We start from the raw sequence: 7,196 nt of genomic DNA, 5'->3' as shown, positions 1-7,196 counted from the left end.
CAGCTCGGCCTCATCCTTGTGGACCGCAGCGGCTATCGCGTGCGTCCGACCGAGGCCGGGCTTTCGTTCCACCGCCGAGCGCTATCGCTGCTGCGCGAGATGGACGGTTTGCGCGTCCATGCCGCCCAGTTGGCGATGGGTGAGGAAAGCGAGATCCATGTGGTGATCGGCGACCTGTGCCCGCGCCCGCAGGTGCTGGGCATGCTCGGGCGATTCTTCGCACAGTTGCCCGGCACGCGCCTGCATCTGCATTTCGAAGCGGTGGGCGGCCCATGGGAGCGTCTCTTCGACGACGAAGCCGACCTGATCCTGCACTGGGTCGACAAGGGCGATGCGCGGGTGGAATGGGTCGATTTGTGCAAGGTGTCCTTCATTCCCGTGGTGGCGCCGGGCTTTCTGCCTCAGCGTATCGAGCAGCCGATCACCCCGGACCAGATGCAGGCACTCACCCAATGCGTCATGCGCGACAGCGCCCGCCATTCGCCACAACAAAACTATTCGCTGATCGAAGGCGCGCCGCAATGCCTCGTCGCCGACCAGGGCATGAAGAAGGAGATCATCCTGCAGGGCCTTGGCTGGGGCCACCTGCCCCGCTTCCTGATCGAGGAAGAACTGCAGGACGGACGCCTGCACTCCATTGCCGGCCGTCATCTGCCGGGCCGCACCGACGAACTGGTGGTGGCGCGCCGCCGCGACCGGCCGCATGGGCCGATCGCGAACCGGCTGTGGGATCATATCCAGCAGGAAGCGCCGGCATTGCGCCGTGTGCTCGAAGCGCCGAAATCCGCCGAGGAAGTCAGCGGCCAACCAGCCAGCGAAAAGCGCGACGGATGAACGTTTGAGCGTCCTCCGTCACTGGTTCGCCGTGCGCCATCAGCACTCTTTCGGCCGGCCATGCCAGTATGCGTTGAAGAGCGGCACGCGCGGCGCGCCGGTCGGTAAAGCCGGCGCGGAATTTTCGCGGCACTGAGGGCTCTGCGGCCACCATCAGATCCAGCCGGGCTACGAGCGCCCGCCAGCCCTTGAACCATCCGGCGTGGAAATGCTGGATCAGATCGGTGAACAACACTGTCCTGCTTGCGCGGTGGAAGAAGACAATCTCGGTGGTGATCCTGTTGCCGCGCACGACGACCTGGTCGAGATCGTCCGCCCAGTCGGCGGCAGGCGTATCGCCGAGCTCGCCGCAGAAGAGGATATCTCGGCGCTTTTCCCGCAGGCCGGGTGGCGCATAGACCTTGGCATCGGGATAGCCGCGCTGCCAGTCAGCGAGAAACACGTGGTGAAGCGAATTGGGCGGGATCAGGAAGCGCACCACGCCCAGAGCGTCCACATCGGCGCGCAGCTCGTTCGTGAGCTCTACCGGTGACCAGATGAACAAACCGCCCCCGGACAATCCGATAACGGCCATACGCGTGGGATAGTGAAAGCCGGCGGCCGCCGTGACGATCGGACCATCCGCAATCCAGATCCCAAGGCCGAATTCCTTGAGACTACCAGCCATTTGCACATTGCTTCCCATAGAGCCGCTTGAATTCCGATGCGCCACAGTCGACCCTTCGCGGGATTGGCGGCTGCCGCAATGCGGCGGTCACGCAGCAAAAGTTTACATATGTGTAAATTTACACTAGGGTATAAAAATGACAACCCCAAAGCGGACCGAACGGTCGCGAAGCCTCATCCTCAATGCCGCCGACCTGGCGTTTCGGGAGATGGGGTTTGCCAACACCTCGGTCGAGGAGATCGCGACGCGTGCCGGCTTGACCCGCAAAACGGTCTACAATCTGTTCAGTTCGAAAGAAGAAATCGCGTTGCGGCTCATCGCCCGCGTGGAGGCGGGCGATGCCGCCTACCGCGCCCGCATGGCGGCGAACGAAGATGTATTCGTCATGCTCGAGACAGTCTTTCTCGACAGCGCCGGCTGGTGCCTGGCCAATCCCTCGCTTGCCAGGCTGGCTCTTGCCCCCGCCGAGCGTCCGTCCCTGCAGCCGCCGCCCGACCGGCCCTCATTCCAGCGCCTGGTCCGGGACCTTCTGGTGCTCGGCCAACGGCAAGGTGTCATTCGCAGGGATGACGATGCCAATTTCATGGCGCTGGTCCTGCTTGGAATATACGGCCAGGCGATGCTTTCGGCGCTTTCGGCCGGGTCATTCAGCGAGGACGAGATCAGGCACCTCATCCGCATCGTCGTTGAAGGGATCGGCAAACGCTAACTACGCGAACCACTTGTCCGCCGATCTCCAAAGCGCCGCAGGAGTGCTCCCGGCCTTCGCTTCATTGGCTGCTCTTCGGAGCCTTGGCGTCCTTTGAACGCTCCGCGATAGCGGGGCCGGCCCCGGACGTCTTTTCGGTTGCAGCGCTCGGCGTGGCTTGCTTTGGCGGGTTTTGTCCCTCCGACTGGCGGGTGCGGTCTTCCACTTCGCCCATCCGGCGGGTGAGCCCTATTCCGCCGGCAGGCTTCTCGTTGGCGGCCGCATCCTGGGAGAATTCATCGGAAGCGTCGGCATCGGTCTTTGCCGGATATTTCGTCGCACCGGTTTCATAGCGGGTTTCGTTCTCAGTCATGGCATCTCTCCAGTTGCATGACGGATAAACATCTCGGCGCTATCCGGGTTCCAATTCCTGGACTTGGATTCCGGACGGATCTGGATTCCGCCCGGTCGGCCACCCAAGCGACGAGATGAGCAGCACCCTACTGCAGCAGACCCTTGACGATGCCGCTCGCCTTGCCGAAATCCATCTGGCCGGCATATTTCTGCTTCAGTGCGGCGATCACCTTGCCCATGTCCTTCTGGCTGGCCGCACCGGTCGCGGCGATCGCCTCGCGCGCCGCAGCAGTTACCGCCGCATCATCCAGCTGCGTCGGCAGGAAGGTGCGGATGATCTCCATCTCGCCGCGCTCCTGCGCGGCCAGTTCCGGCCGCTTGCCGTCATCGAAGGCTTTGGCCGATTCCTCGCGCTGCTTCACCATCTTGGCCAGGATCTGCAGGATCTCCTCGTCGCTGGCCGGCTCCTTGCCTGACCCGCGATTGGCAATGTCGCGGTCGTGAATGGCGGCCTGGATCAGCCGCAATGTCGGCAGCCGGTGCTTGTCCTGCGCCTTCATCGCGCTCTTCAGGGATTCGGCGATTTTGCCGCGCATGGTGCATTCTCCTTCGATCGGCGCGGACAATAGCGCCGCGGGCGAGCCAAGGCAAACTCTGATGTGCCGGGGCAAGCCACTGATTTTGCTAGGCGAAATAAAATATGGCGGCATTTCGCATGATCATTGACCGCCCTGCCCCCTTCCCCTATGTACTGGGCCTTGCATGAACGGAAATTTGACTGCGTGGAAGCCGCGAAATCGCCGCTTCGCGCCGTTTGCCGCGCAGATGGCCCGCCGGGCCGGTTGCAGCGCGCGGCCTGACAGGAGTGCCGCATGGCCGAGATGACGCCCGCCTTGACCCCCGCTTGGGCCACGGAAAAGCCGACCGCCCTTCTGGTGCTGGCCGACGGTACCGTCATCGAAGGTCGCGGTCTCGGCGCCACCGGCTCCGCTGTCGCCGAAGTCTGCTTCAACACGGCGCTGACCGGCTATCAGGAAATCCTCACCGATCCGTCCTATGCCGGCCAGATCGTCACCTTCACCTTCCCGCATATCGGCAACATCGGCACCAATGACGAGGACATCGAGGATCTCAATCCGCTCGCCCGCGCCGGCGCCGTCGGCGCCGTGTTCAAGGCCGATGTCACCAACCCGTCCAACTACCGTGCCGGCACTGGTCTCGACCAGTGGCTGAAGAAGCGCGGCATCGTCGCTTTGTCGGGCATCGACACCCGCGCGCTCACCGCGCTGATCCGTGAAAAGGGCATGCCCAACGCCGTCATCGCGCATGCGCCCGATGGCGTGTTCGACATCGACGATCTGAAGCGCCGCGCCGCCGCATGGTCGGGCCTGATCGGGCTGGATCTCGCCAAGGAGGTTACGTCGGGCCAGTCCTCGGTCTGGCGCGAGACACCCTGGGTGTGGAACGAAGGCTTTGGCGAACAGATCGAACCGACAATGCACGTCGTCGCCATCGACTACGGCGTCAAACGCAACATCTTGCGCCTGCTCGCCGGCCTCGGCGCCAAGGTCACCGTGGTGCCGGCCAAGTCCGGCGCCGAGGAAATCCTCGCCATGCAGCCGGACGGCATTTTTCTCTCCAACGGCCCCGGCGACCCGGAAGCCACCGGCGACTATGCCGTACCGGTCATCCGGGATCTGCTGAAGACCGACATCCCGGTGTTCGGCATCTGCCTTGGCCACCAGATGCTGGCGCTGGCGCTGGGCGGCAAGACCGCCAAGATGCACCAGGGCCATCACGGCGCCAACCATCCGGTCAAGGACCACACCACCGGCAAGGTCGAGATCGTCTCGATGAACCACGGCTTTGCCGTGGATGCCGACTCGCTGCCATCAGGCGTCGAGGAAACCCACGTCTCGCTGTTCGACGGTTCGAATTGCGGCATCACCCTGACCGGCCGGCCGGTGTTCTCGGTCCAGCATCACCCCGAGGCTTCGCCCGGCCCGCAGGATTCACACTACCTGTTCCGCCGCTTCGTCAATTTGATCCGCGAAAAGCGCGGTGAGGAATTGCTGGCCGAACGGGCTTAGCGCGATCCGGTAGCGCCGCCCCTCATTGCCCTGCCGGGATGGCCCTCCCTGGTGAGCGCAATGCGGTTGTGACTCACACCTGTGCTCCATCCTCAGCGACACCGGTGGCGACATTCGTGCGCGCTGCCGGCCTCGCAACTTTCGTCACAAAGACGATGACCGCCAGCGTCAGGAAGCACGCTCCCAGCAGATAGGGCGCGCCGCCGAAGGTCACCGGCGCGCTTGGCCCGGTGAACCAGGAAAAGATCGCCGTGTAGAGCAGCGGCGTGATGATCGAGGTGATCGAGAAGATCGAGGTCATCGCGCCCTGCAGTTCGCCTTGCGCCGAAGGCGGCACCTTGGCGGCGGCGAGGCTCCGCAGCGGCGGGTCGGCCAGCGCTTCCAGGCAGCCGACGACGATCACCGCATAGATCATCCAGCCTTGCGACGCGAAGGCGTAGCCGAAGGCGCTGGCTGCCGTGAATGTCAGGCCGATGACTGCGGTCTTCCACTCGCCAAGCCTAGGGATGACGCGCGGCAGCACCGTCGCCATGACGATCGCGCCGCACAGGCCAAAGGCGCCGAGCGAGAAGCCGATCTGCTGCTCGCTCCAGCCATAGCGGTAGCTGGAGACGAACGACCAGACCGCCGGATACATCATATGCCCGAGCGTCATCAGGAAGAAGACAAGCCCGATCCAGCCGATGCCTTGATATTGGCGCATCTGCAGAAGCGTGCCGACCGGGTTGGCGCGTTTCCACTCGAAGCGGCGGCGGTGCTTGTCATCGAGCGTTTCCGGCAGGAAAAACAAAGCGATGAGGAAATTCACGAAGGCGAGCCCGGCGGCGAAATAGAACGGCACGCGCGGCCCGAACGTGCCGAGCAGCCCGCCCAGAACCGGCCCGATGACGAAGCCGACGCCAAATGCGATGCCGAGCAGGCCGAAATTCTTAGCCCGATTGTCATCGTTCGAGATGTCGGCGATGAAGGCCGATGTCGTCGAATAGCTGGCGCCCGAAATGCCGGCCAGCACGCGCCCGATGAACAGCATCGGGTAGGACCAGGCGACGGCGCAGATCAGATTGTCGATGGAGAAGGTCAGCACCGATGCGAGCAGGATCGGCCGCCGCCCGAACCGGTCGCTCAAGCCGCCCATGATCGGTGCGAAGAAGAACTGCATCGCCGCATAGACGAAGAACAGCCAGCCGCCTTCGATCGCCGCGCCGCTGATGCTGACCCCGGTCAATTCCCGGAGATAGGCCGGCAGCACCGGCATGATCATGCCGAAGCCGATAATGTCGAGCAGCAGCGTGGTGAAGACGAGCGCAAGGCCCCGTCTGGCGGTTTTGGGGTCGATCATGCAGGATCAAGCTCCTCTGCTCGCCCTCAGGCGCAGGCGGACGCACCTTATAGGCGAGCTCGCGGAAAGGAACAATGCAGGAACAGGCCGAATCTATTCATCCTGACACCACCTGACGGCAGCATCGCCGGCAGGTGAAGCTCGACAACGGTCTGGTCAGATCGGCCCACTCAGCGTGTTGCAATCCGACAGCTTGCCGCTCTTGTAACCACGCGCCAGCCAGGTCTGCCGCTGCTGCGAGGTGCCGTGGTTGAAGCTTTCCGGCACGACATAGCCCTGCATCTTCTTCTGCAGCGTGTCGTCGCCGATCTGCTTGGCGGCGTTCAGCGCGCTTTCGATGTCGCCCTGCTCCAATATGCCTTTCTGTCCGGTGTAGTGGGCCCACACACCGGCAAAGCAGTCGGCCTGAAGCTCGATTCGCACCGACATCTGGTTGGCCTCGACCTCGCCCATGCTCTGCCGCATCTGGTTGAACTTGGACATGATGCCGGTCAGGTTCTGCACATGATGGCCGATTTCATGCGCGATCACATAGGCGCGGGCAAATTCGCCCGAAGCGCCGAACTGCTGGTCGAGTTGCTGGAAGAAGGTCATGTCCAGATAGACCTTGTGGTCGCCGGGACAATAGAACGGTCCGGCCGCCGCGGAGGCAAAGCCGCAGGCCGAGCGCACCTGGCCGGAAAACAGCACCAGCTTGGGATCCTCGTAGGTCAATCCCTGCGACTTGAAGATGCCGGTCCAGGTGTCCTCGGTCTCGGCCAGCACGGTCGCCACGAACTGCTTCATCTCGTCATTGGCCGGTGTGGCACCGTTGTCCTGGCCGCTATTGTCGGTGATCTGGCCGCCGCCGCCCGGCAGCAGGCCGCCGTCGCCACCGCCCAGGATCGTCGAAGGATCGAAGCCGAAATACCATCCGGCCAGCACCACCAGGATGACGAGGAAGATGCTGCCGCCGCCACCGGTACGGCCGCCGATCGGAATGCGGAACTGGCCACCGCCGCCGCCGAGTCCGCCGCCGCCGCTGTCGCTGCGGTCGTCCTCGATATTGTCACTCTGACGACGGCCCTTCCAGAGCATGGCAACTCCTCGTGCAGCAAACCTCCCCGTTGCTCCGGGGCGACAAACAATTATCTCAACGGTTGCGCCAAGTCACAGCATTTTTCGATGGCCTTTTTGGCCACACGGGTTGCCTTGCGGCCAAGTTCGTTGTGGCGAGCGGCTCGG

8 protein-coding genes are annotated in these 7,196 nt (G+C 63.5%); 3 read left to right on the top strand and 5 right to left on the bottom strand.

Translation table 11 applies throughout. The features are described from left to right. The coding region (locus EOA22_RS19570; protein WP_127390153.1) for a LysR substrate-binding domain-containing protein at positions 1-834 on the top strand (834 nt) is incomplete at its 5' end. On the opposite strand, the gene EOA22_RS19565 is transcribed toward EOA22_RS19570, so the two are convergent. Next, the gene (locus tag EOA22_RS19565; RefSeq protein ID WP_024504113.1) at positions 797-1,501 is read right to left on the bottom strand and encodes a DUF4336 domain-containing protein; all 705 of its coding nucleotides are present in this window, start codon (positions 1,499-1,501) and stop codon (positions 797-799) included. The genes EOA22_RS19570 and EOA22_RS19565 overlap by 38 nt on opposite strands. A 136-nt stretch (positions 1,502-1,637) precedes the next feature. On the opposite strand from EOA22_RS19565, the gene EOA22_RS19560 reads away from it, so the two are divergent. Beyond that, the gene (locus tag EOA22_RS19560) at positions 1,638-2,210 is read left to right on the top strand and encodes a TetR/AcrR family transcriptional regulator (protein ID WP_063168784.1); all 573 of its coding nucleotides are present in this window, start codon (positions 1,638-1,640) and stop codon (positions 2,208-2,210) included. A 61-nt stretch (positions 2,211-2,271) separates the two neighbouring features. Here EOA22_RS19560 and EOA22_RS19555 read toward each other — a convergent pair whose 3' ends face one another. Together EOA22_RS19555 and EOA22_RS19550 are read right to left on the bottom strand one after the other, a co-directional pair. Further along, complete coding sequence (locus tag EOA22_RS19555) at positions 2,272-2,562, bottom strand: hypothetical protein (protein WP_063168785.1); 291 nt, start codon at positions 2,560-2,562, stop codon at positions 2,272-2,274. Positions 2,563-2,689: 127 nt separating this feature from the next. Then, on the bottom strand, positions 2,690-3,139 hold the full coding sequence (locus EOA22_RS19550) for a GatB/YqeY domain-containing protein (RefSeq protein WP_013530126.1): 450 nt from the start codon (positions 3,137-3,139) through the stop codon (positions 2,690-2,692). Between the two features lie 276 nt (positions 3,140-3,415). On the opposite strand from EOA22_RS19550, the gene carA reads away from it, so the two are divergent. Continuing rightward, a complete protein-coding gene (gene carA, locus EOA22_RS19545; protein ID WP_063168786.1) occupies positions 3,416-4,633 on the top strand; it encodes a glutamine-hydrolyzing carbamoyl-phosphate synthase small subunit in 1,218 nt (405 codons plus the stop codon). Positions 4,634-4,706: 73 nt separating this feature from the next. Here carA and EOA22_RS19540 read toward each other — a convergent pair whose 3' ends face one another. Next, positions 4,707-5,972 carry a TCR/Tet family MFS transporter gene (locus EOA22_RS19540; protein WP_063168787.1) on the bottom strand — a complete coding sequence of 422 codons (1,266 nt, stop codon included), beginning with the start codon at positions 5,970-5,972 and terminating at the stop codon, positions 4,707-4,709. 156 nt (positions 5,973-6,128) lie between these two features. Beyond that, the gene (locus EOA22_RS19535; protein ID WP_013530123.1) at positions 6,129-7,049 is read right to left on the bottom strand and encodes a neutral zinc metallopeptidase; all 921 of its coding nucleotides are present in this window, start codon (positions 7,047-7,049) and stop codon (positions 6,129-6,131) included. Positions 7,050-7,196 lie beyond the last annotated feature (147 nt).

This window comes from Mesorhizobium sp. M7A.F.Ca.US.014.04.1.1 (assembly GCF_003998745.1).
GTDB classification, from domain to species: domain Bacteria; phylum Pseudomonadota; class Alphaproteobacteria; order Rhizobiales; family Rhizobiaceae; genus Mesorhizobium; species Mesorhizobium ciceri.
This window is presented reverse-complemented; position numbering and strand designations above follow the sequence as displayed.